Annotated in this window: 18 protein-coding genes, 1 tRNA gene and 2 pseudogenes; 8 read left to right on the plus strand and 13 right to left on the minus strand. The window is 57.7% G+C overall.

The features are described 5' to 3' along the window. Positions 1-129: 129 nt before the first annotated feature. From MUBE_RS19880 to mfd, 10 genes and pseudogenes are all read right to left on the minus strand, one after another. Positions 130-348, minus strand: a complete 219-nt coding sequence (locus tag MUBE_RS19880; protein ID WP_116539604.1) for an MMPL family transporter — start codon at positions 346-348, stop codon at positions 130-132. Between the two features lie 1,374 nt (positions 349-1,722). Beyond that, positions 1,723-1,977: an MMPL family transporter gene (locus MUBE_RS19885; protein ID WP_116539606.1), complete on the minus strand. Its 255-nt coding sequence runs from the start codon at positions 1,975-1,977 to the stop codon at positions 1,723-1,725. 8 nt (positions 1,978-1,985) lie between these two features. Continuing rightward, the gene (locus tag MUBE_RS19890; RefSeq protein WP_116539607.1) at positions 1,986-2,231 is read right to left on the minus strand and encodes an MMPL family transporter; all 246 of its coding nucleotides are present in this window, start codon (positions 2,229-2,231) and stop codon (positions 1,986-1,988) included. A 581-nt stretch (positions 2,232-2,812) separates the two neighbouring features. Continuing rightward, positions 2,813-3,823: a Ppx/GppA phosphatase family protein gene (locus MUBE_RS04240; RefSeq protein WP_116539608.1), complete on the minus strand. Its 1,011-nt coding sequence runs from the start codon at positions 3,821-3,823 to the stop codon at positions 2,813-2,815. Continuing rightward, positions 3,802-4,305: a DUF501 domain-containing protein gene (locus MUBE_RS04245; protein ID WP_116539609.1), complete on the minus strand. Its 504-nt coding sequence runs from the start codon at positions 4,303-4,305 to the stop codon at positions 3,802-3,804. Before MUBE_RS04245 ends, MUBE_RS04240 begins: the two co-directional genes overlap by 22 nt. Further along, positions 4,298-5,002, minus strand: a complete 705-nt coding sequence (locus MUBE_RS04250; RefSeq protein ID WP_116539610.1) for an FtsB family cell division protein — start codon at positions 5,000-5,002, stop codon at positions 4,298-4,300. Before MUBE_RS04250 ends, MUBE_RS04245 begins: the two co-directional genes overlap by 8 nt. 34 nt (positions 5,003-5,036) lie before the next feature. Further along, positions 5,037-6,326 carry a phosphopyruvate hydratase gene (eno, locus tag MUBE_RS04255; protein WP_116539611.1) on the minus strand — a complete coding sequence of 430 codons (1,290 nt, stop codon included), beginning with the start codon at positions 6,324-6,326 and terminating at the stop codon, positions 5,037-5,039. A gap of 146 nt (positions 6,327-6,472) precedes the next feature. Beyond that, entirely contained in the window at positions 6,473-7,204 is a 732-nt protein-coding gene (locus MUBE_RS04260) for a lytic transglycosylase domain-containing protein (RefSeq protein ID WP_116539623.1), read from the minus strand. A gap of 310 nt (positions 7,205-7,514) precedes the next feature. Continuing rightward, a pseudogene (locus tag MUBE_RS04265) lies at positions 7,515-8,355 on the minus strand (nucleoside triphosphate pyrophosphohydrolase). A 113-nt stretch (positions 8,356-8,468) separates the two neighbouring features. Continuing rightward, positions 8,469-12,143, minus strand: a complete 3,675-nt coding sequence (gene mfd / locus MUBE_RS04270) for a transcription-repair coupling factor (protein WP_116539624.1) — start codon at positions 12,141-12,143, stop codon at positions 8,469-8,471. Positions 12,144-12,417: 274 nt separating this feature from the next. Here mfd and MUBE_RS19895 point away from each other — a divergent pair, with 274 nt between their 5' ends. Next, complete coding sequence (locus MUBE_RS19895; RefSeq protein ID WP_116539612.1) at positions 12,418-12,753, plus strand: hypothetical protein; 336 nt, start codon at positions 12,418-12,420, stop codon at positions 12,751-12,753. Positions 12,754-12,863: 110 nt separating this feature from the next. Here MUBE_RS19895 and MUBE_RS04280 read toward each other — a convergent pair whose 3' ends face one another. Then, positions 12,864-13,457, minus strand: a complete 594-nt coding sequence (locus MUBE_RS04280) for a TetR/AcrR family transcriptional regulator (RefSeq protein WP_133297051.1) — start codon at positions 13,455-13,457, stop codon at positions 12,864-12,866. Between the two features lie 201 nt (positions 13,458-13,658). Here MUBE_RS04280 and MUBE_RS04285 point away from each other — a divergent pair. The 7 genes and pseudogenes from MUBE_RS04285 to pth all read left to right on the plus strand — a co-directional run bounded on the left by MUBE_RS04285 (position 13,659) and on the right by pth (position 19,041). Continuing rightward, positions 13,659-13,730, plus strand: a tRNA-Gln gene (locus MUBE_RS04285). Between the two features lie 89 nt (positions 13,731-13,819). Continuing rightward, positions 13,820-15,307: a bifunctional UDP-N-acetylglucosamine diphosphorylase/glucosamine-1-phosphate N-acetyltransferase GlmU gene (glmU, locus tag MUBE_RS04290; RefSeq protein ID WP_116539613.1), complete on the plus strand. Its 1,488-nt coding sequence runs from the start codon at positions 13,820-13,822 to the stop codon at positions 15,305-15,307. A 103-nt stretch (positions 15,308-15,410) separates the two neighbouring features. Then, positions 15,411-16,391 carry a ribose-phosphate diphosphokinase gene (locus tag MUBE_RS04295; RefSeq protein WP_116539626.1) on the plus strand — a complete coding sequence of 327 codons (981 nt, stop codon included), beginning with the start codon at positions 15,411-15,413 and terminating at the stop codon, positions 16,389-16,391. Then, positions 16,392-16,748, plus strand: coding sequence for a thioredoxin domain-containing protein (locus MUBE_RS04300; RefSeq protein ID WP_116539614.1), 357 nt, complete (start codon positions 16,392-16,394; stop codon positions 16,746-16,748). Positions 16,749-16,765: 17 nt separating this feature from the next. Then, positions 16,766-17,452, plus strand: a complete 687-nt coding sequence (locus MUBE_RS04305) for an LpqN/LpqT family lipoprotein (protein WP_116539627.1) — start codon at positions 16,766-16,768, stop codon at positions 17,450-17,452. Positions 17,453-18,087: 635 nt separating this feature from the next. Then, a pseudogene (locus MUBE_RS04310) lies at positions 18,088-18,426 on the plus strand (50S ribosomal protein L25); the annotation flags it as partial. 15 nt (positions 18,427-18,441) lie between these two features. Continuing rightward, on the plus strand, positions 18,442-19,041 hold the full coding sequence (gene pth, locus MUBE_RS04315; protein ID WP_116539628.1) for an aminoacyl-tRNA hydrolase: 600 nt from the start codon (positions 18,442-18,444) through the stop codon (positions 19,039-19,041). Between the two features lie 100 nt (positions 19,042-19,141). Here pth and MUBE_RS04320 read toward each other — a convergent pair whose 3' ends face one another. Both MUBE_RS04320 and MUBE_RS04325 read right to left on the minus strand, forming a co-directional pair. Beyond that, entirely contained in the window at positions 19,142-20,776 is a 1,635-nt protein-coding gene (locus tag MUBE_RS04320) for a fatty acyl-AMP ligase (protein ID WP_116539615.1), read from the minus strand. A gap of 289 nt (positions 20,777-21,065) precedes the next feature. Next, a complete protein-coding gene (locus MUBE_RS04325) occupies positions 21,066-22,025 on the minus strand; it encodes a 4-(cytidine 5'-diphospho)-2-C-methyl-D-erythritol kinase (protein WP_207801648.1) in 960 nt (319 codons plus the stop codon). Between the last annotated feature and the right edge of the window lie 45 nt (positions 22,026-22,070).

A 22,070-nucleotide genomic window follows, 5' to 3' on the forward strand; every position in this document is an offset into this window, starting at 1 on the left:
TGGTACTGCTCATCGAACGAATAATTCTGATGTTCAGTCCAGTATCAATTTTCCATTTGAACCGCGAAACCAACAACCACCAAAAGGGCTATGATCGACATCATCGTTACCATATAATACAAATCTATACTAACAATGGGCTGTCAAATCAATACCGACAGCCCAAGGGAAGCACCTAGCAACAAGGCCGCCGTACTGACAATCACCTCGGCGGCGACAAAAGACGTGAGTACGGATAAGCATGACGATGAAAATGAAGCATGATATGACAATACCGGCGACCAGGAGATCCCAGTTGGTACCCTCGGCAATATCTTTGACGGCAGCTTCCGTACGGGTTACGTAGATCTTGGTTTACGCCAAAGGCGTTCCTGTGAGTAACTCTTCTGTCACCGTCTTTATAGTGTCAATACTCGCTATTAACTCAGTTATTTTAGGGTATTTATGATGCAAAATGTTAAACTACGCCTAGTGTCCGTCTAGAACTAGTCATGAGTGCATGAAAAATTGGAAATAGTAAATTTTTTAAAACTTCCGACGGAAGGTAGAACTGGTCATCGTTCTTAGCAGCATTTAAAGCATTTTCTATGGCATTCAAATTATCGCTTATATAATGCACTTTATCTATAGTCACAGACATTCTTCTGGGCACTATTTATCTGATAGTTTAGTATGCTCTTCATAGCATCTACTACTACGACTAGTAGTCGTAGTAGTCTGAGCATTCAGAAAATCGTCGTGTCTAAGGTTATTTTAAATCTGGCACTAAAGATTCATATTTTCATGTACTTTTCCAGTCCATCTAAATATGTAAATAATTGATCTAGATTAGCTCAGTACTTTACTATACAACTAGCATATTTCTTGATATAAATTCCTGCGAACTGCTTGCCAAAGTTGTCAAAATCTATGATACATTCGCAAACATAGTTAGCAACTTTTTGTATCTATAGCGTGTTACCAGCCGCACGGTAGTTATTATCAGTAAGCTGTGGCAGCAAAGCATTTAGATGATTCAGAATCATAGCCATTTTGTCCATCTCATATGCTTGTTTTAGCAGGCAGTTAATCCGGTCGTATTGATAGTAGCTTATTGGCGCTTCTCATTTTGATATACAATCATATTAACGCATTGTCTATTGCCGTTCCTTTGGGTCGAATAGTGGCCTCAATCAACGAAATAACCAGAACACGAAATAGCCCTTTAATTAGCTTTTCCAGAATCAAAAAATACGTCAAATTTCGCATATTGTGATCCGGCTTGATCATTAAAATACCCGGCTTCATCCAGACCTGATAGCAGTTACGATCCACGGTAGCAAATCCTTCATTCGCCGGGGCGGAGGCGAAAAAGTATGCCCGGTCGTTGTAAATCCGAGCAGAGCCAGCAAGTAACCGTCACAGTGACGATCAGCAGAGGCAGGGGTCATCACCCTACCGCGGTGCCGAACCCATCGCTAACCAAAAACTTTGAGCAGCAGCCGGGAGTCGAACAGGCCAAAACGGCTGCCAACGAACAGCATTGCCGAGCCCAGCATCAACACGGACCGCCAAGGTAATAAGCATCCCTACCGTAGTGGGAATCGCCAGACTCTTATAAGGAGAGCACCCGGGTGAAGTCGAGACGCATAGTTGCACCGGCAATGGTCAAGCCAATGCACAAAATGCTAGAGGTGGTTCCAGAGTATGTAGGGTAAGGGCGGCCTCTTTGTCTTAGCTGGCCTAGCGTGCCTCCTGATATCGCCCTAAGAGGAAAGTCTTGTAATCTGTGTCGGCGACAATTACCAACGACATAATTATACTGATCACAAAAATAGTAAGATCAACGGCCCCACTATGTGCGAGAAGAGTGGCAACTGCGCGCACCGCAATTAAATCAACTCCGACTATTAACAGCAAAGCTGTAACAGTAATGGACGAGCGATAAAAAAGGAACAATATCACGAAAATCATCGCGATCGAAGTCACGGTTATCATTAAAAAATTTATTTTTCATCACTGTGCCGCATATCCATAATGAGCGACGATGCCCTCTGGCATAGGTCTTGCTCCCAAGACAGAGCCTGCGTTTCCGCGACAACCTTACGTACGGCTTCCAAGGATTCACTGGCAAGCGACTCACCTCGATTGCCCACCAGAAGCAACTGGGCCGACACGGCCTTGTCATCGTTGCTTTGCTCGGCCGTCACAGTGATGAGATCAACCCATGAAGTATTGCACGTTCTGAACATGCTTGTGATCAGCTCACAACTTCCGTATCGTAATATTTATACACCATGTCACCGAGCAGCTGGTCGCCCTCCAATATGATCACCGCAGAACTGGCGGAGTACTCTTCGTGGAGCACCTGGCCAATGCATCTGAATCACTGTGTATGACGGCGTTTCCAGTGGACTCAGTGGACACCGAACACCCCTGCTCGACTGCCTCCAGTCATGACGCGAAGACGATAGGAACAACGTAAATAGTTAGCACAAAATCCCAAAATAGTAGGCACCTAGTAGGCACCGCAAACACGTGGATCATCCACATTGATTAACTGCTTTCCGCGCACGTGCGGGTATTGGAGTCGTGCGCGCAGTCGACCATTATATAGATTTTGCATTGCAGCAGACATTGACCTCGTTGATAGGCATCAGAAAGTGATTTGAAAAGATTGCGACGCAGTCGATGTCAGTCATTGTGACAGCCGAATGCAGCAGCGAAGTGATTGATCATCTCTGTTCACCATTGGGGGCACTTACCAGATGGTGACAAATCAATTCCTCGGTGTCCGCGCACACCAAAAACCTTAAGCAATCCACCACTCCAGTCAACAACTTGACCGTGCCGTTGAAACATCGACCGAGGCTAACCCGGCAATTGAAAACACGATACCGTCCAGAATGTCGTGTTCGCTGACTGTCAGCTCGTCAATATCCGACCGGGTACGCAGCTCGCGCACCAACTCCTGGACCACGATCGCACCACCACCGATTACGTCAGCCTGGCCCTTATGTATCGGTGGAAGTGCGAGGCGTTGCTTGCATGTCATACCGATCAGCCGGTTACAGACCACCAGTAAATCAGCACTACAAATCCGCGAAAGATGCATAGCCGCAGCGTTATACGTCGTCATATTCTGAGCCAGGGCAGACAACGTTGTCATCGTTCCGGCTAGCCCAACCCAGGTCCGCGCTTGCTCAACCGGCACCACCTGCAACGCTACTTCGAGCTGTTCACACACCATCTGGCGGGCCGCAGCAATTTCCTCGGATGTCGGCGGGTCGGAGTGCAAATAACGTTCGGTCAGCCGCACGCAGCCAACGTCGGCCGAATAGCTCGCTACTATCCCACGCCCTGTCGACCCACTGCCAAGCACGATCTCTGTGGAACCACCACCTAAGTCGACGATCACGCAAGACGCACCGGAGCTATCTAATTCGCCGGCCACGCCGCGAAAAGACAAGTCAGCTTCCTCGGCTCCGGTGATCACCTCAGCAACCGAACCAGGGATCACAGCGCCAAGCACGTCGGCTGTCATCGCGAAGAACACATCACGATTGGCGACAGCCCGCGCGGCTGACGTGGCAACCATCCGCACCCGCTCGACGCGATGAGCACTGAGCAGCGCAGCATAGTCGACCAGCGCGACTCGGGTCCGAGCAATTGCATCCGGCGCAAACTCACCCGTTGCATTGACTCCCTGTCCCAGACGCACGACCCTCATCTCGCGATGCACATCACGTAACTGTCCACCCGCTATGTCGGCGATCAACAACCGAATCGAGTTGGTACCACAATCAATCGCGGCTACCCGGCTCACTGCCCACGTTCCTTCCATGGCCCTGCCACTAAAGTCGCGACCGTCGCCGGACCGGCGGCCAACCGCGCGAGCACCTCGTCGCCGAGCGGGTTCAACCCAAGCCCCTTGGCCAGCGAGTGGGCAATCAGCACATGCAAACACTTGACCCGGTTGGGCATGCCGCCAGCAGAGAACGTGGTACCTAGCGACTCGATTGCGTCCCGCTCGGCCAGATACGACTCGTGCGCTCCCAGATACGAGGCAGCCAACTCGGGATCGTGGCCCAGTCGCTCGGTCATCTCACGCATCAGTCCAGTCGATTCCAGCCGGCTTGCGGCAACAGTGAGCACCGGATGTGTAAGATAATACAAGGTTGGAAACCGAGTACCGTCCGCAAGTTTCGGCGCGGTTTTCACGACGCCGGGTTCACCGTTGGGGCAACGGTAGGCGATCTCGAGGACCCCACGAGGCTGGCGACCCAGTTGCCGAGCCACCGCTTCTAGGTCAGCACGGTCAACCATCGGACGTCATAGGGGTCGGAGCAGACGGTAGCACGAGACCACCTGGCCCTAGCGTCGGCGAGTCGACAATCGGCGGTAGGTGCGGAACATCAGCAATGGTATGCCATAGGGCAGAGTACCACGGGTCGTTGTTGACCGGTTTCGCAGCGTGGTCTCCTGACTGCGAGGGCACTGCAGCCCTCGATGGAAGCTGAACTTGAAACGGGACATCTCCGGGCATCACAAAGCCGAGGCGCTCCCGGGCCCGCGCCGCAATATAGGCCGGGTCAGCAAGTTTGCCTCTCTGCTGCTCAAGATCTGCAATTTGGCGGCGCAAGGTAGCTTCGGTTTCCGCCAACTGCTCCATCTCGGTGCGCTGCGCGAAGTAGGTGCGTACCGGTCCGGCAATGGTCAGCGTCAGCACACAAACAACGACGGCCAGGACTGCTGCACGCCGCGCAGTGAAGCCCAACCTCTGATCCGACCGCCGTTCCAGGGATTCGATTATCGACTGTTTGATGGGTTCGACGACATGTTCAGTCAGCGCTCGCGTCGCGTTACGACCGACCTGGGACGACGCCGACGGGGTCCGGGAAGGCTTGACAGACGGCTTAACGACGGGCTTGGTGGAGCGATGGCCTCGAACCGGGTCGCCTGCTTTCACCGGGCGCGATGCCGGAGATCGGCGCTTCGGATCTGGCCGTTTCGCATCGGGCATGGAAAATCTAGCCATGTTTCGGATTGGCTGTCACTTATCTCATTTCCACGACGTACCGTGGAAATGCCAGATCGCCGGCATAACGGGCGGCGTCGCCAAGTGTCTCTTCGATTCGCAGCAGCTGATTGTATTTGGCGACGCGCTCACTGCGAGCGGGCGCTCCCGCCTTAATTTGTCCGCTACCAAGAGCGACAGCCAGGTCGGCGATCGTCGTATCCTCGGTCTCACCGCTGCGATGGCTGATCATCGTGCGATATCCGCTGTGATGTGCCAATGCGACAGCGTCGAGCGTCTCGGTCAACGTACCAATCTGGTTCACCTTGACCAGCAACGCGTTTGCCACACCGCGATCGATCCCTTCCTCCAGTCGTTCAGGATTGGTGACAAAGATGTCGTCCCCAACGATCTGCACCCGCTCCCCTATCGACGCAGTCAGGGCGACCCAACCGTCCCAATCGTCCTCGGATAGCGGGTCTTCGATGGACACCAATGGATACGAGCCCAATAAATCGGCATAAAACGCAGTCATCTGATCAGCGGTGCGGGTCGTACCCTCGAAGTTATAGCCGGTGCCGTCCGTATAGAATTCAGTGGCCGCCACATCAAGGGCAAGTGCCACATCGACACCCGGCTTGAAACCTGCCGCTTCAATAGCCAGGCTTATCAGGTCCAGCGCCGCAGTGGTGTCGGGCACGTCAGAAGCGAAACCACCCTCATCGCCCAGACCGGTGCTTAGCCCCTCTTTCTTCAGGACTGATTTGAGCGAGTGGTATACTTCGCAACCCCAACGCAGCGCTTCAACAAAGCTAGGCGCCCCGATCGGCGCCACCATGAACTCCTGAACATCGACAGCGGTGCTGGCGTGCGCACCGCCGTTAAGGATGTTCATCACCGGCACCGGCAGGATATGCGCATTGGGTCCGCCAATATAGCGAAACAGCGGCAATTCCGCTGAATCCGCGGCCGCCTTAGCGACGGCAAGTGATACGCCCAGGACCGCGTTGCCACCCAGCCGAGACTTGTCCGGAGTGCCGTCGAGATCCAACAGCACCTGATCGACCAGCCGCTGGTCATCGGCGTTGATGCCGATCACAGCCGGGCCGATCTCGTCGAGCACGGCGTGCACGGCTTTTTTCACACCCTTGCCGCCGTAACGACTGTCACCATCACGTAACTCGACGGCTTCGTGCTCACCGGTCGATGCACCCGAAGGCACCGCTGCGCGGGCAAACGTTCCGTCAACTAGCGCCACCTCGACTTCGACCGTCGGATTGCCACGGGAATCGAGGATCTCGCGGGCCCCGACCTGCTCGATAATCGGCACTGGGATTCTCCTTGTGTCGTGGCTGATGCGTGGACATCCTGTGGGTTGACTCGACCCGGCTTAACCCCGCCAGCGAATAACTTCCACTTACGCATCGGTCCCGAGCCGCCTTTAGCGTAAAGTCTGGGCCACCCCGCCTAATCCTTCTACAGCGGATGACCGGATGCATAGGCGGTCGCCCAGTCTCGAACGGCCCGTGCATAAACGCCGGAGTTATTGTAGGCGCGCAGTGCGGTGATCCAGCCTCGTGGTGTCGCCAGATCTTTTCCGCGCCAGCACAAATAGCCAGCGGCCGACAACGCGGCATCGTCGATGTTGTCCGGGCTGGCGATGCCGTCGTTGTTGGCGTCAACCCCATACAAACGCCATGTTTCCGGAATAAACTGCATCGGTCCCATCGCGCGCACCACCCCGCCATCAGCCTGCATACTGTCTTCATCGTCATCGACGATGAAGACAGTATCGCCGGTGCCGTCGAGACGAACACCACGTATAAGGGGACGTACATCGCCGTTCGGTGCCAGCATCGCGCCGCGGTAAGTGCCGTGACGGCTCTCCACCTGCCCGATACCCGCCAGCGTAGTCCAGGCGATATGGCACTTCGGGTTTTCAACCTCGGCGACGCGGGCGGCATAAGCATAGGCTTCCAGCGCGATAACAGGAATTTCCAACACCGCAGAACGTTTCTCTGCCCACGCACGCAACTGGCCAGCGGGCCGACCGTCTGTGTGAGTGTCCACTGGTGGTACACTATCCCCAGCTGGCGGCGGCACACCTTCGGGAATGACAAGGCTCAACTGCCAGGTGCAACTGGACGCCAGCAGCATAGCAGTCGCGCAAATCACAGCAACCACATGCAACCAATGTCTCGGCGACACCACACTCCCTATGACTCCCCGGCACCAACTTAGACCTCATCATCGTCCCATGGGTTTACTGACTACCCCGTAGCTGCGGGGCCATAACACACCAATCCAGCAGACCATCAATTAGCTATTAGATAATGTGGGTTAGTTCATATGCTAGCCATTTTTTATAGATATAAATTTTGTTTCCGTGTGAATAAATAAATCCAGCAAGCACTACTGTGATCGCTGTTTTGAAATTCATGTGGACTCCTGTCTGCACCGCTTGGAAACTTAGGGTTCATCAGCAAACATCGGCGTTGTACGCCCCAAACTCCAGCGACTAAGACTCCCCATCGATAGCTGATTGACTGGATGACCAATGGGCGCGCCACTCGTCATCGAGGATCTCGCCAAGCGAAGTCATATCGAATTACTCCGGAACGTTTTCCCGCGACACGCGGCAGCAACAGCTTTCTCAACACCTCGGACTGCATCCACAAACTTCAAGAGAGCTGCGCAAAGCAAGTTCTTGGCTTCTATAGCATAGAAGACATAGAGACTGGAGTTATCTAGACAGAGATCAGGTCAGTGGACAACCTAGTTTTTTGAACGCATTGAATCACTTTCTGCACCCATGCTAATGTCGGCTAGCCAGTACGGACGTCGTCCACCACTACATTCCGCAGCTTTTCGACGGCCTCGCACTCTATCCCACTGCGCCAATTGCTCCTCAAGTGAAAGTCTTTTTCCCTACAAGAATTCCCGATACTCGATGACCCAGTTCACACATTAGCGTGACAGCGACATCGTCGATGGTGAAAGGAAGTTACGATGCGTTTTCGACGATGCGGGCGTAGATAGAGAACCTGTAACAACACGTCGCCATTTTTCGTACAGCGCCTCAGCGTTGCCGCTGTAGACCGCATCCACTAGCTCGTGGGTCCGCTCCAATCAGGTACCTGCGCAACGAGCCATGGGTCTACTCACTTTCCCAGGAACAAGCGGTACGCAGTTTGTCCATCATTGCGACGGCATCGACCAGTCGTTCGCCATGCGGCGAGCAGCGATCGGGGCACCGCGACGGGCATCTCGTCGGCGTATTGCACCTTGCCTTGGAAGAATTCAATTGCCTCGACCAGAACCAGCGACAGACGACGCGGGTCGAATAAAACCACGATCACGAGCGCCGCTCTCCCCCGAAAGCAGGTACACTACTTCTACTTCCCACTTGGGGGACGTGCCCCACCTCATCCTCATCGCTTCGCTCTGCATCGCCGCCAGTGCTGGAGTTGGATCATCGAACCTGTTGCCCCTCACTCGGCGTTGGTTCTTGTCTCGGTGTGCTAATATCCTCCCGCGGTATGCCCTGCAGCGCCGTTATCAAATCGGCCACCGTCTGGATCAACTCCACATCGCGGATACGCGGGGCACCTAAGGTTCCCTCGGAGCCACCAGATCGCGGGATAGGAACCTGGACTGTGGCTGTGGTGGCGCGGTACTGCGCACCGGGGTACATCCGCTTGAGCCGCACTTGGGCGGAATCTAGCAACCTAATCGGGGACAGCCGCACAGTCGCAGCCGACGAGGTAGTCACCTCGATTATGCCCGAGCCGCGGCACAGCAGCCGTAACCTAGCCACGGCCACCAGCCGCTGGGCCGGTTCTGGCAGTGCCCCATAGCGATCGATGAGCTCGTCCACAACAGCCGCGACTTCCAGGTCAGAAGACGCCGCAGCCAGTCGTCGGTAGCCCTCAAGTCGGAGTCGATCACTGGCGATATAGTCTGGCGGCAGGTGGGCGTCCACCGGCAGGTCAATCCGCACGTCCTTGGGCTCCTCGGAGGTAACAACCGTTTTGCCGTCTGCAGCGGCTCGATACGCTTCGACAGCCTCACCCACCAGCCGCACGTACAAGTCGAACCCGACTCCTGCCACGTGCCCGGACTGCTCGACGCCCAGCACATTACCGGCACCACGGATCTCCAAGTCCTTGAGTGCGACTGCCATGCCCGCTCCCAGCTCGTTGTTCTGCGCGATGGTCGCCAACCGGTCGTAAGCTGTCTCGGTCAGCGGCGACTGCGATGGATAGAGAAAGTAGGCGTAACCACGCTCGCGGCTGCGGCCGACCCGACCCCGCAGCTGATACAACTGGGACAGCCCGAATGTATCGGCACGCTCGACGATGAGCGTGTTGGCATTGGAGATGTCCAGGCCGGTCTCCACGATTGTGGTGCACACCAAGATGTCGTATTCGCGATTCCAGAACCCCTGCACGGTGGTTTCCAGCAGATCCTCAGGCATCTGCCCATGTGCGACGACCACCCGTGCTTCAGGCACCAAGCCACGTACCCGAGCGGCGGCCTGATCGATGGAGCTGACCCGGTTATGCACATAAAATGCCTGCCCGTCACGTAGCAGCTCGCGCCGCAGCGCGGCCGCGACCTGCTTGTCGTCGTGCGGGCCGACATAGGTCAACACCGGGTAGCGCTCTTCGGGCGGCGTCAGGATCGTCGACATCTCACGAATCCCAGCCAAGCTCATCTCTAGGGTGCGCGGAATTGGCGTGGCACTCATGGTCAGCACGTCGACGTGGGTACGCAGCGACTTTATGTGCTCCTTGTGCTCGACGCCAAACCGCTGCTCTTCGTCGACAACGACCAAGCCTAGATCCTTCCAGCGCACCCCAGTCTGCAACAGGCGATGAGTGCCGATCACAATGTCCACCGACCCATCGGCCAGGCCGTCGATCACCGCGCGGGATTCGGTGGCGTCGGTGAACCGAGATAGCCCCTTGACGGTAACCGGGAATCCGGCCATCCGACCGATGAACGTCTGCAGGTGCTGGTCGGCCAACAGCGTGGTCGGTACCAATACAGCAACCTGCTTACCGTCCTGCACTGCCTTGAACGCTGCCCGCACCGCGATCTCGGTCTTGCCATAACCAACATCGCCGCAGATCACCCGGTCCATCGGCACCGGCTTTTCCATATCGTCTTTGACCTCGGTGATCGCGGTTAGCTGGTCGACAGTCTCGGTGAAGTCGAACCCGTCTTCCATTTCGGCCTGCCAGGGCGTGTCCGGACCGAACGCATGTCCCGGGCTAGCCTGCCGCTTGGCATAGAGCGACACCAGCTCACCCGCGATTTCTCGCACCGCGCGGCGGGCCTTGGTCTTAGTGTTGGCCCAGTCGCTGCCGCCGAGCCGGCTCAGCGCCGGCGCCTGCCCGCCCACATACCGCGACAACTGATCCAGCGAATCCATCGGCACATACAGCTTGTCGTAACCTCCCCCTCGCTTCGCTGAAGCGTATTCCAGCATCAGATACTCACGCCGGGCACCGCCGATGATGCGTTCGACCATCTCTACGAACCGTCCGATGCCGTGCTGATCGTGCACCACTAGGTCGCCGGCTGTCAGCGCTAACGGGTCGACAGTGTTGCGCCGCTTGGCGGTCAGCCGTTTGCCTTCGACCGCCATCGCCCGGCTGCCAGTCAGATCGGTTTCAGTGATGATCACCAGGTTGGCACCCGGTATCACCACACCATTTAACAGCGGACCTTTGAGCACTCCGACCACGCCCGGTTTGAGACCGAATCCGGGTGCCGCGCCCGATTCCAGCATGGCGGCCGGAATGTCGGAATCAGCAAGCTGTTTCACCACTCGATGGGCGGTTCCGGTTCCAGGCGTGACGATTACGGCGTATCCACCGGCGGTTACGTGTGCACCCAGCATCGCAAAGATGCCGTCGATATCGTGTTGATGGCCACACGCCGACGGTGCCACCCGGATATCGAGCTCCAACGCCGACTTGTCGGACAGCTGGCTCAGCGTCCACCATGGATGACCGGACAAGATAGCGGCGGCCTGCACATCGCCTAACTCGACGAGACTCGATCCTCCCAGCTGTTCAAGATCAATAGGAACGTTAGTCCCCAGTGCGGCCACAGACCACGACGCCTCCAAGAACTCCCGACCGGCCTTGATCAGATCGGCGGCTCGAGTACGTACCTTTTCCGGGTCACACAGCAACACCGGTGTGCCGTCAGCCAGTTGGTCGGTCAGCAGCGCGTGATCACCGGGTCGAAGCACTGGAGCCAACGCCTCCATGCCGTCGACCGGGATCCCCTCAGTCAACTTGGCGAGCATGTCGCTGATGCTGCCGGTAATGGTGCCCTCGGCGGCGGGATGCTGCGCGGCCAATTCAGCGGCCCGCGCCCGAACATCGTCACTAAGCAGCAGTTCCCGGCAGGCAACCGCGACCAACGTGTCAACACAGACCCCGGGAATTGATCGCTGATCGACCACCGAGAACATCCGCATCTCGGTAATCTCGTCACCCCAGAACTCGACGCGCACCGGATGTTCGGCAGTCGGAGCGAAAATATCAAGAATCCCACCGCGGACAGCGAACTCACCGCGACAGCCAACTATATCCACCCGACTATAGGCCAGCTCGACCAGGTGCGCGATAACTCGTTCAAAACCGATCTCGTCGCCGACGCTCAAGATGACAGGTTCCACCAGGCCCAGCTGTGGCGTCATGGGCTGCAGCAGCGAGCGCACTGCAGTCACCACCACCTGCAGGGGTGGACCCAACCGAGCATCGTCGGGATGAGCTAGCCGGCGCAACACCGTTAACCGTGTACCGACGGTGTCGACGCCAGGAGAAAGTCGTTCGTGCGGCAGCGTCTCCCAGGACGGGAACACCGCCGCCGCGTCGCCGAAGACGCCGCGCAGCTCGGTGGTAAGGTCGTCTGCCTCCCGACCGGTGGCAGTGACCACCAGCAAGGGACTCAACCGGGCCAGCGCACTAGCGACGAACAACCGCACGCAAGCAGGGCCGACCAAGCTCAATTCAGCTGGCCGAGGGCCCGCGCGCTCGGCCAGCTGGCCGAAGGTTGGCGCCGTAAGTGCCAACTCAACAAGCCCTGCGATTGGGGTGTCTGGGCAAGCAGGCCCCGATGCGGTCACGATGCGCCATTCTAGGGGCCCCATCGAGAACACTGGACTGCGTCAAGATCGACCCGAGCAACTATTGATATTAGAACTGCACCTAACACAGACAGGGCGCACCCTGGAAATGGCACCATTGCTAGAGATCATGCCGCCTATCGGCAAGACCGCGTCCCTGTGATTCGATCCCGCGATTTGGTCGGTTACGGCATATTCCGACGAGGAGGACCGGCTTTACGTAGGCGATGCTCCTCCCACCGACATTGCCGACGAGTCCCGCACTCCGATCTACGTGGTTGACGAAGCCGATTTTCGACATCGCGCCCGCCGTTACCGTCGCGCCTTGCACAGAACCGAGATCATCTACGCTGAAAAATCCCTGCTGACCATCATAGCAGCACGCTGGGCGCGCAAAGGAGGGCTCGGCTTTGACATCTGCCCAGCCAGCAGGGTGGGACCTGGTTGGGCGACCAGCAGCCGGGCCGGTGTAACGCTGTACCGAGTGTATTCGGTGAAGCCTCAACTCAACGGACATGCACACGGGCAACTTGCTGGCCGTGGCCCGCACCGGCGCCTACTGCCACAACACGGTATCGAACTACAGCATAGTCGGCAGGGCACCTTGTAGTGGCGGTCAAGAACGGTCGGCACCCGGGCACTGGTCCGCCGCGAAACGATCACCGACCTGCTGTCGCACGAATGCGGTTGACTCGAGCCCCAACCGGACCACTCGTTCGATTACTCGTCCTGCAACCGAGGATCAGCCTCCAAATGAGTCAGGCCATTCCACATCAAGTTAACCAGATGCGCGGCAACAACTTCCTTTTCGGGCTCGCGGGTATCGAGCCACCATTGCGCGGTCATCGACACCGAGCCCACCAGTGCCTGTGCATACAGCGGGGCCAGACCCGAGTCTAGGCCGCGACAAGCGAAGTCTCCGGCCAGGATGGAGCTGACCTGACTGACGGCATCGTTGAGCAAGCTGGAATAGGTGCCCGAGCTGATCGATGCCGGTGAGTCACGGATCATGATTCGGAAGCCGTCAGTGCGTTCTTCGACGTAGGTGAGCAACGCCAGTGCAACTCGCTCGACACGAACCCGAGACCGATTATTGGTTAGCGACGAGGTAATGCCATCCAGTAACGCTGATATCTCACAGTCGACCACCACCGCGTAGAGACCTTCCTTGCCGTTGAAATGTTCATACACGACCGGCTTAGATACATTGGCGCGCTGCGCTATCTCTTCGACTGAGGTACCGTCATAGCCGCGCTCAGCAAACAACGAGCGCACAATACCAATGAGTTGGCGTCGGCGCTCGCTACCGGTCATCCGAGTGCGTGGCGCCCGCATTTCTTTATCTTGCTTGTCAGGCTCCCTGTCCAGCACCGCCACGCCATTCAGGGTATCGGGTCATATGGTCGAATTGTCCGACTTCTCTCGGCCCGCAAGCGGCCAGCTTCGTCGCCAGACTAGAGTCACGTGATGGCGCCGACCGCTGACCAAGGTGGACCACTCGCCGTTGGTATGCAATCCGTCGTGGTGTAATCGGCAGCACATCAGATTTTGGTTCTGAGAGTTCAGGTTCGAGTCCTGGCGACGGAGCTGTGTTTTTGCCGCGAGTGCGCTTGCAATGCCACGCTTGATGGCGTGTCGCTGTACTGACACGCGCGCTCGCGAGCGAAAGGAGATTCGTGACGTTCCGTGGCGATACCGCAGTCCTGGTCTTAGCGGCCGGGACCGGCAGCCGGATGCGATCAGATACCCCCAAAGTGCTGCACACCATCGCCGGTCGTAGCATGCTGTCACATTCGCTACACGCGATCGCCAAGCTGGCACCTCAGCGTCTGGTCGTCGTACTTGGCCACAAACACCAACGCATTGCGCCGTTGGTCGCCGAGCTGGCCGACACCCTGGGATGCACGATCGACGTCGCACTGCAGGATCGACCTCGCGGTACCGGGCATGCCGTGCTGTGTGGTCTGTCCGCATTACCCGACAACTATGCCGGCATTGTGGTTGTCACCTCGGGCGATACACCGCTATTAGACGCCGACACCCTGGCCAATCTGATCGCAAACCACACCACCACATCGGCCGCGGTGACGGTCCTGACCACAACGTTTAGTGATCCGCGTGACTACGGTAGAATCCTGCGCACTCAGGACAACGAAGTGATGGCAATCGTCGAACACGCAGACGCATCGCCTTCACAACGGAAAATCCGCGAGGTCAACACGGGTGTCTATGCCTTTGATATCGCGGCCCTGCGGTCGGCGTTACGCAGACTGAGCTCCAATAACGTCCAACAGGAGCTCTATCTCACCGATGTGATCTCCGTCGTTCGCCAGGAAGGCCAAACGGTGAATGCCCTACACGTCGACGACAGTACACTGGTAGTTGGCGTCAACAACCGCGTCCAATTAGCCAAGCTTAGCACCGAGCTCAACCGTCGCATTGTGATCGCTCACCAAATGGCCGGCGTCACCATTGTCGATCCTGCTACCACCTGGATCGACATAGACGTGACGATCGGCCGGGACACCATAATCCACCCTTGCACTCAGTTGCTCGGTCGCACTCAGATCGGCGGATGCTGCGTTATCGGCCCAGACACTACGCTGACCGATGTCTCGGTTGGTCAGCGTGCCGCAGTGATCCGCACGCATGGCACATCGTCGACGATCGGTGAGGGCGCCATGGTCGGTCCGTTCACCTATCTACGGCCCGGAACTGTACTGGGCTCCGAGGGCAAGCTGGGCGCGTTCGTCGAGACCAAGAATTCCACCATCGGGACCGGAACCAAGGTGCCACATCTGACCTACGTTGGCGACGCCGATATCGGCGAACACAGCAACATCGGCGCGTCCAGCGTTTTCGTTAACTATGATGGCACGACAAAACAACGCACCACTATCGGGTCGCACGTGCGCACTGGGTCGGACACCATGTTCGTCGCACCAGTGACCGTGGGTGACGGCGCTTACACAGGCGCCGGCACGGTGGTGCGCGACGATGTCCCACCCGGGGCACTGGCTGTTTCCGCTGGCCCGCAACGCAACATCAAAAACTGGGTGCAGCGCAAGCGACCCGGCAGTACTGCGGCTCAAGCCGCAGAAAAGGCCTCGGCACATGCCGGCAAACAGCCCCAACAGAAGCCTGAACCCGACCGGCTACCGTGAATTCGTTTTCTGGAAACCCAGCCACATGTCCGGACCAGACGCTTGCGTACGATGAGGCTTTTCCATTCTCTACCTCAACCCCGAGACAGTGAGGGGCGGCACGTTGAGCCACGACTGGACCGATAATCGAAAAAACCTGATGCTCCTTTCGGGCCGTGCGCATTCCGAGCTAGCCGAGCAAGTAGCCAAAGAACTCGACGTGCACGTCACCACCCAGGACGCGCGGGAGTTCGCCAACGGCGAGGTTTTCGTGCGCTTCCACGAATCAGTACGTGGCTGCGACGCGTTCGTCCTGCAATCCTGCCCGGCACCGGTGAATATCTGGCTGATGGAGCAACTGATCATGATTGACGCGCTCAAGCGGGGCAGCGCCAAGAGGATCACTGCCGTCATGCCATTCTATCCCTATGCTCGACAAGACAAGAAGCACCGCGGCCGCGAACCGATCTCGGCACGACTAGTCGCTGACCTACTGAAGACGGCGGGTGCCGACCGAATCGTGACCGTCGACCTACATACTGACCAAATTCAGGGTTTCTTTGACGGGCCTGTCGACCACATGCGCGGGCAAAACCTACTGACTGGCTATATCAAGGACAACTACACGGACGGCAATATGGTGGTGGTCTCCCCCGACTCCGGTCGAGTGCGGATCGCTGAGAAATGGGCCGATGCATTGGGCGGCGTCCCGTTGGCCTTCATTCACAAGACCCGCGACCCACGCGTGCCTAACCAGGTGGTATCCAACCGGGTCGTAGGCGAAGTGCAGGGGCGCACCTGTGTGCTAATCGACGACATGATCGACACCGGCGGCACCATTGCCGGCGCGGTGCAGCTGCTGCGTAACGACGGCGCCAGTGACGTGATCATCGCAGCTACCCATGGCGTGCTGTCGCACCCAGCCGCTGAACGACTGGCCCAGTGCGGCGCCAGGGAAGTGATCGTCACGAACACGCTGCCGATCGGCGGAGACAAATTTTTCCCCCAGCTCACGGTATTGTCCATTGCGCCGCTGCTAGCCAGCACCATACGCGCAGTCTTCGAAAACGGTTCAGTCACAGGGCTATTCGATGGAGAAGCATAGATGGCTGTTGAGCCCCACGACGCTGTTATCTATAGCAATCCCAAATACAATGCTTTACATAAAGCTTTAAACTTGCTGCAGAACAACGATTTTGAGCCTAGCATCGCGGAATCTCTGAAGACGTCACCCTCCCGGAGCAAGCTGATAAGAACGATCCACGCTGCCGGTGTCGATGTGCGCACTGTCGTGCGCAAACATGAGCCAATCTACGCCGAACCGAACCTCGCCGCAACGACCGATGTGCAGTTACTGGACGCCATGGCGAAACACCACATCCTCATCGCACGGCGGTCGGTTGTCACACCAAAGGGCACTCGACTAACCCGGCCGATCGACGCGGTCCGCGATTTTCTGTGAAAGCCTCCGGCGACGATATGCACCGGAACAACGTGCGAAGGAGGCGGACAATCTGGCCTGGGCTGCCCGCCGCTGCCGCGGTGGTCACGGTGAGCATGTCCGCGGTAGCTTGCGGTCCGAAAACCCTTGATTACCAATCGATCCTGTCGAAAAGCTCGATAACCACCACAACAACAATCACGACCGACAAGCCCGTCCCTTTGCCGCAGTACCTAGAAAGCATCGGCGTCACCGGGCAGCAGGTGGCGCCGGGCTCCCTGCCGGATCTGGCAGTGTCGATACCGACGCCACCGGGCTGGTCACCATATACCAATCCAAACATCATGCCGGAGACACTGATCATTGCCAAAGGCGGCAAATACCCGACGGCAAGGCTCGTGGTGTTCAAGCTACGCGGGGATTTCGACCCAGACCAAGTTATCAAGCACGGAAACGACGACGCCCAACTCTTCGAGAACTTCAGGCAGCTGGACGCCTCGACAGCAAACTACAACGGTTTTCCGTCGGCAATGATCCAAGGCAGCTATGACCTCGACGGCAGGCGACTACATGCATGGAACCGGATCGTAATCCCCACCGGACCCCCGCCCGCCAAACAGCAATACCTCGTTCAGCTCACCATTACCAGCTTGGCCAACGAAGCGGTCGCACAATCAAACGATATTGAAGCGATCATCCGCGGATTTGTCGTAGCCACCAAGTAACCCGGGCCCAAAATAATAATGACTGCCTCCACACCACAGTGAATAACCCTAGACGGCCGCAACCTACGAGAAATGGTAGTCGTTCCTAGTTGTTATCGGCGGGAAAGGACAAAACAAAGATAATTGTATTTCAGAATGCTATCACCAGGGATTACCTCCGCCAACATATATGCATATAATATATGGACATATGTATTATGTTGGGGCAGGATCGATGCATGCATCCGGCCAACGATTGATGGGACTTGACGAATAAGCCGAGTATCTGATCGCCCGACAAACCCTGATCCTCGCAGAGGCCTACGAAGCGGCAGTTAACAATGCTGTGAAATTCCGTGATGATCGCTGGCCTCGAGGAGCAATAGTAAACGGTATTGGGCCCAGAATGTCGAAACAATGGATAGCTAGGCTACAAGGCTATCGCCACCGTGCTCTGGAGGCTGTCCAAGTAGTTCACAGGCACCCGATTTCCCCTCTGGGATGTCAATACGTTACCCTGTCCCGGCACCACGGCGAAGGTGGATGGCGGTTTATCCAGATGTCCATAGCACCGTTATCAACGGAGACCGACATAATGTCGCGCTCCTGGCCACGCCCCCGAACCTCGGGGTACTAGAACATACAGGAGCGACATCATGGCTAAGTCAGCGGTCAACCAGCTGAGTGTCTCGGTGCGTACGAACACAGGCAAAGGTGCCTCCCGTAGAGCCCGGCGTGACGGTAAGGTTCCCGCCGTCCTCTACGGCCACGGTGAGGAGCCACAACATCTGGAGTTACCGGCACACGACTTCGCCGCTATACTCCGGCACGCTGGTCCCAATGCGATGCTAGCCCTCGATATCGCCGGCAAGCAACAGTTCGCCTTGACCAAGGCAATCGACGTCCACCCGATCCGCCGCACCATCATGCACGCCGACCTGCTGCTCGTACATCGCGGAGAAAAAGTCGTCGTCGAAGTCCCCGTCAAGGCCGAGTAGACGGCTCGCGTGGTGGCCGAACCCACCCTGGCCAGAGGGCGGTGCCCCCTCTTGGTGGTGGGTCTGGGCAATCTCGGAAAAAACTATGCCCGTACCCGGCACAGCGTTGGGTTTATGGTTGCCGACCTACTCGCTGTGCGGCTGAGCTCAAAATTCAAGGCGCATAAGCATTCCGGCGCTGACGTGGTCAGCGGCCGGCTGGCGGGGTACTCGGTGTTGGTAGCCAAACCGCGCAGCTACATGAACGAGTCTGGTCAGCAGGTGGAGCCACTGGCTAAATTCTACTCGGTGGCGCCCACGGATATCATTGTCATACACGATGACCTCGACCTCGAATTCGGACGCATCCGACTCAAGTTTGGCGGCGGCGAAGGGGGCCACAACGGGCTGCGCTCGGTGGCGGCTGCGTTGGGTACCAAAGACTTTCAGCGAGTGCGCATTGGAATTGGTCGCCCGCCGTACCACAAAGATCCGGCGTCGTTCGTGTTAGACAACTTCACCACTGCCGAGCGCGTACAGGTGCCTACGATCTGCGAGCAGGCCGCCGACGCCACCGAGTTGTTGGTCGAACTGGGCCTAGAGTTAGCGCAGAACCGCGTTCACGCTTGGTAGCCGCCTGGTTTCCAGCTGCGTGTAGCGAGCGCACATATCCGTACGACGACGCGCCCGCAAACCAAAGCAGTTTGCGTCCGCTCGCCATGCCGACCGAACGTTAGGTTACGAGGGTAACGGAATTGGCCCGCCGCAGCTTGCCCGACGGCGTCTTCGGAATAGTGCCCGGGCCGAGAACCACGACGTTGCGCGGCCGCACATCCACCTCTTTGAGCACCTCGTGTGCCACCTGATACTCAATGCGGCGCACCTCGGTAGCATCCTCGAAAGCGTTTGACTCGACAGCGACAGCGAAGGTCTCACGCGAATGTCCGGCATCGAGCCGCACGGCTACCGCACAACCCGGACGGACACCACCCACCCGGCCAGCTGCCCGTTCGATGTCGGTCGGGTAGACATTGCGGCCGGCCATGATGATGACATCCTTGACCCGACCACACACCACGACATGACCGTTTTCCATCTGGTAGCCAAGGTCACCGGTGTCATACCAACCGTGCTCATCCTGGGCCGGGATGAAACCGCCCACCGTGATATAGCCCGGGGTCAGCGACTCACCACGCAGTTGGATCACACCGACACCGCGAGGCGGAAGCACATTGCCATCCTCGTCGACGATGCGGGCCTCCAGGCCGTCCAGCAGCGGACCAAGCGAGACCAGCCGGCGAATGTTGCCCTTGGTGGCTGGCACCGCACGGTGCAGCGCAGCCAGCAAATCAGCATCCACCTCGTCGACAAACAATCCCTCTCCAACCGGCGAAAACGACACCGCCAGCGTGGTCTCGGCCATTCCGTATGCGGGCAGAATAGCCTCCGGCTTGAGGCCGAACGGTTTGCCCGCGTCGATCAGGTCCTCGACGTCTGCTGGGTCCACCGGTTCGGCGCCTGACATCGCAATCCGCAGGGTTGACAAGTCGAACTGACCAGGTTTGGCCTGCTTGCGCAGCCGCTTCGCAAACAGCGCATAGGCAAAGTTCGGGCCACAGATAAAGGTACCCTTATACTTGTCGATCAGCTTGGCCCACAGCAAGGTGTCGCGCAGGAAGTCCATCGGGGTGACTTTAACCAGCTCAGCACCAAAGTACATTGGTACAGTCAAAAACCCGATCATCCCCATGTCGTGAAAGCACGGCAGCCAACTGATCATCACGTCTTTCTCAATGTTGTATCTGACACCAACGAACATCGCCTCAACATTGGAATACACGTTGCGGTGAGTGATCTGGACCGCTTTGGGAGAACCCGTAGAGCCTGATGTCAATTGCATCAGCGCCAGATCGTCCTCGCCGGTTTCGATCGGATCGACCGGATCGGCTGCCAGTAGTTGCTCGACGGTCATCACCTTGACACCGCGAACCTCCAGCACTGACGCTGCCGCCATAAACGGGTCGGAGATGACCATCGCTTTAGCTTCGATCATTTCGACGACGGTGGTTGTGTCCTCTGCCCATACCGCCAGGTCGGTCCGCGGGGTAGGCTGATGCAGCATGGTTAGACTGGCGCCGCGCATCCACAACCCTTGTGCAGTCGGAGCAATTTCCACTGGCTCACCGGCTAGCACACCGACTACGTCACCGTGACCAACGCCTAGAGCCGCCAACCCACCGGCTATACGGCGAGCACGCTCATGCACCTCGCCCCACGTATGGCGAACCGGGTTGTGTGGCTCACCCGTCACCATGCCCTTGGAAGACTCGCGGGCATTGCGGAACATCTTCTCGGTAAACCTGCTCACAAACCCTCCTCAGTTCCGATGTTTCCCCCAAGGACCTGGATGGAATCTCAGGCTCCCCTGCCTGATATCGCTGTATAGCAGGCACGCATGCACAGTTGGAGAGCGGTTAGGTCTCGAATCAGCAATGAGCCGACGACCGGGCAACTCATTAACTGCTCGCCAGGTGCGCCGGCGGGCAGAAACACTACATACTCTTGCGTATCGATACTCGTCACCACTAAGCATTTTAAAATTTTCTTAAGTATATGCCAAACGATGACGTGGTTTGAATTTAGATTTCACACTTCGTTCAGATTTCAGTAACTGGCGCGGATACCACCCGGGCACCGGGTACCGGCCCCGTAGCGATCCGAACAGTGCGGCAAACTCCCGCACCAGACAACTGTGCGCCAACATCGATCGCTGAGGCCGCCGAGACACACAGGAACGCACAGGTCGGACCCGAGCCCGACACAATGCCCGCGAGCGCACCCGCCTCCACACCGGCGCGTAAAGCACGCCGCAGCACCGGATCCAAGCTGACCGCGGCCGCTTGCAATTCATTGCCCAGCAATGGTGCCAACTGCTCGGGATCACCGGCGGCTAGGGCGGCCAACACCGGCTCGGGCGCGGCAAACCGTGGTGGATTTCCGACCTCCCTGAGCCGGTCAAGCTCGGCATACACCGCCAGAGTGAGCAAACCGCTGTCGGCGAATGCCAACACCCAGTGGAAGGTGCCACGGGACAACACGGTGGCTAACTCCTCGCCACGACCGATCCCCAGCGCGGTGCCGCCGTGTAGTGCGAATGGCACGTCACTACCTAGCTTCGCTGCTAGCATGAGCAGGTCGCGGCGGGGAACACCGAGTTCCCACAACGAGTTCATCGCAACCAACACCGCGGCCGCATCGGCACTGCCGCCCGCCATCCCACCGGCCACCGGAATGGACTTGTCTATCAAGATCGAAACATCTGGCGTCCGACCAACGTGCTCGGCCATAAGCTTGGCCGCCTGCCAGGCGATGTTACGTTCGTCAGTGGGCACGTGGTCAGCGCCCTCGCCAACGAGCTTGAGCGACAGCACGTCCGCGTTGCACACCATCACCTCGTCGACCAGCGACACGGCCTGGAAAACCGTCGTCAGCTCGTGGTAATTATCGTCGCGGCGATCACCCACAGCGAGGTAGAGATTGACCTTTCCGGGCACCTGAACGGTGACCGACCCAGTGGGCACCCACTGTGTAGCCGTATTGCGATTAGACGCGGGCACCGCAGCAGACTATCGCTGCATACCATCAACCGCCCGTCAGCTCGC

It is taken from the genome of Mycobacterium uberis, assembly GCF_003408705.1.
Classification (GTDB): Bacteria; Actinomycetota; Actinomycetes; order Mycobacteriales; family Mycobacteriaceae; genus Mycobacterium; species Mycobacterium uberis.